This is a genomic window from Gemmatimonas sp. (assembly GCF_041689975.1).
Classification (GTDB): Bacteria; Gemmatimonadota; Gemmatimonadetes; order Gemmatimonadales; family Gemmatimonadaceae; genus Gemmatimonas.
Map to the genome: position 1 here is coordinate 1 of NZ_JBDNFF010000318.1, position 2555 is coordinate 2555.

2 protein-coding genes are annotated in these 2555 nt (G+C 61.1%); one reads left to right on the plus strand and one right to left on the minus strand.

The genetic code is table 11. The annotated features are described in order from the left end of the window. Window positions 1–1797 (plus strand): type I restriction enzyme endonuclease domain-containing protein (locus ACESNG_RS19085; RefSeq protein WP_373070378.1); only part of this gene is annotated, 1797 nt, incomplete at its 5' end. Window positions 1798–1913: 116 nt separating this feature from the next. Here the strand turns inward: ACESNG_RS19085 and ACESNG_RS19090 are convergent. Beyond that, on the minus strand, window positions 1914–2555 hold a 642-nt coding region (locus tag ACESNG_RS19090), incomplete at its 5' end, for a hypothetical protein (protein WP_373070380.1).

Here is a 2555-nt window from a genome sequence, read left to right on the forward strand (position 1 = left end):
GATGGCGCGACGGTACCGCTGTACTACGAAAATCGCATCCCAGAAGTACAGCTCACCAACCAAGAACTGAACCGCGACCTCGAAGCCCTATTGGAAGCCGCGGAGCTGGACGAAGCGCAGGAGAAGAAGCTCGAGCGCGAGTTCGGCCGCGAGTATCACATCATCACCAGGGAAGATCGTCTCGAGGCCATCGCCAAGGACCTCGTGGCGCACTTCACTGGTCGTGGCTACCGCGGTAAGGCCATGATGGTATGCATCGACAAGGCTACCGCCGTACGCATGTACGACAAAGTGCAGGCGCAATGGAAGGTTGAGGTCGCGCGCATGCACGTGGCCGTGGGCGCCGCTACCGGGGATGCCCGCGATGCGCTGCTCGCTCGTATCGCGTTGATGGAATCCACCGACATGGCCGTGGTGGTAAGCCAAGGCCAAAATGAGGTTGCGGATCTCAAGGCCAAAGGCCTCGATATCGTGCCCCATCGACAGCGCCTGCTCAAGGAGGCGATGGACGAGAAATTCAAAGATGACAACGACAATCTACGCCTAGTGTTCGTGTGCGCGATGTGGATCACGGGATTCGACGTACCGACGTGCTCCACGATCTACTTGGACAAGCCGATGCGCGCGCACTCTCTTATGCAAACCATCGCGCGGGCCAATCGCGTGGCGCCCGGTAAAGAGAGTGGGCTGATCGTCGACTATGTCGGCATTTTCCGAGCTCTCCAGAATGCGCTCTCGATCTATGCCAAGCCCAATCAGGTGAGTGAAGGCGCGCGTGGTCCGATTCTCGACAAGTCGGAGCTCGTGGAGGCGCTACGATCCGCGTTACACGTGTGCGAGGAGTTTGCGCATGTGCGCAAGATCAACCTGAATACGATTGCCACATCGAGTGGTTTTGAACGCATCGCATTGATCGACGATGCGGTCGAGGCTATCTTAGCGAGTGAGAACGAGAAGAAGGAGTACCTGACGCTGGCAAGCCGAGTCGCGCGGCTCTTCAAAGCGGTACTCCCCGATCCGGCCGCGAATGAGCTGGCCCCGCTCGCCGTTCTGGTGTCCTACGTGGCCGCGAAGATTCGCGCGGAGACCGAGTCAGCCGACATCTCGTCCGTCATGAGTGACGTGGAGTCGCTCCTTAACGATTCCATCGCCACTGAGGGCTATCACATCGGCCCGACGAGCGAGCCGCAGGCACTGATCAATCTGTCCGAGATCGATTTCGAGGCGCTGCAGTTGAAGTTCGCACAGGGCCATCAGCGCACGGAGGCGGAAAAGCTCAAGCGCCTGATCGAAGGGAAGCTGGCGACGATGTTGAACTTGAACAGTGCACGCGTTGACCTTGCGGAGAAATTCCAGCGACTCATCGACGAGTACAACGCCGGCAGTCAGAACATCGAACTCTTCTTCGACGAGCTCAAAGCCTTCGTGGGCACGCTCACGGAGGAGGACCGTCGTGCGGTCGCGGAAGGGCTCACCGAGGAAGAGCTCGCACTGTTCGACATTCTCACCAAGCCGGAACCCGTACTTACCAAGGCGGAAGAGGCAGAAGTGAAGCGCGTCTGCCGCGAGCTGCTCGAAGCGCTGAAGCGAGAGAAGCTGGTGCTGGACTGGCGCGAGAAGCAGCAGGCCAAGGCGGCGGTCATGCAGACCCTGAAACTCGAGCTCCGGCGGCTACCGGAGAAATACACGAAGGATGTTCGCTCCGAGAAGATGGCGCGCGCATACGCGCACGTATACGACCACTACTTCGGCGCGGGACGGAGCCGGTACGCGGAGATAGCGGCTGCCGGGCAGTAGCGCAACGATTCAGCACCCTGAGGAGCGACGTGGTCGTCTCCGTGTATCCGCTCGCGCGCCCCTCCTGTAGCAATCGGCATCGCGATTGGTGCTCGACAGACGCATTACGGGCGGCGCTATTGCCCGCTGCCCGCAGGCCGCTCAAGAAGACGCTGGCGGATTAAGAGCTCAGCTTGGCGTCGAAACCAGTCGCGCCCAAAACGCGCGCGCGCTGCGTTCACGACCGTATGATGGCATGCCCCTAGCCGCCGTGGGCTCCCGCATGGGCACGCGCGCTTGTTGGCAACTCGTCGACGTTCGCCGGCCCGCAGAAGGAGACGTACGACGTTCGCTTTCTCCCCCACGCGAAAGAATCGGCGCGCATCCTCCTCCAGTCCGGCAGAGCCGTGCGCAAGCTCCCCAAAAGGCATCGTACCGGTTCGTGCGTGATACGCGAAGCCGTAGAGGTACGGCAAGACGACCCGCGTCATAAACGCGGGCAGAGTCGGCGCATCCTCTATGGCAACGCGTTGCATCATCGGCGAGCCGAGACATAAGGCGCCGTCGTCGAGATGATGAAACGTGGGAGGAATGCAGCCTCCCTGCTCGAAGACAGCGGGGAGTATCGCTGGGAAGCGCGATGGAACCCGCAGCTCCACGACGAATTCTTCGTTTATCTCGACCCCCTGTGGGCCGCACAGCCAGCAGCGCACCGCACCCGAGACCACCAGCGCGGCCTCGGCATTGGGCACCACGCGCAGCTTTGGCTGGTCAGTCAA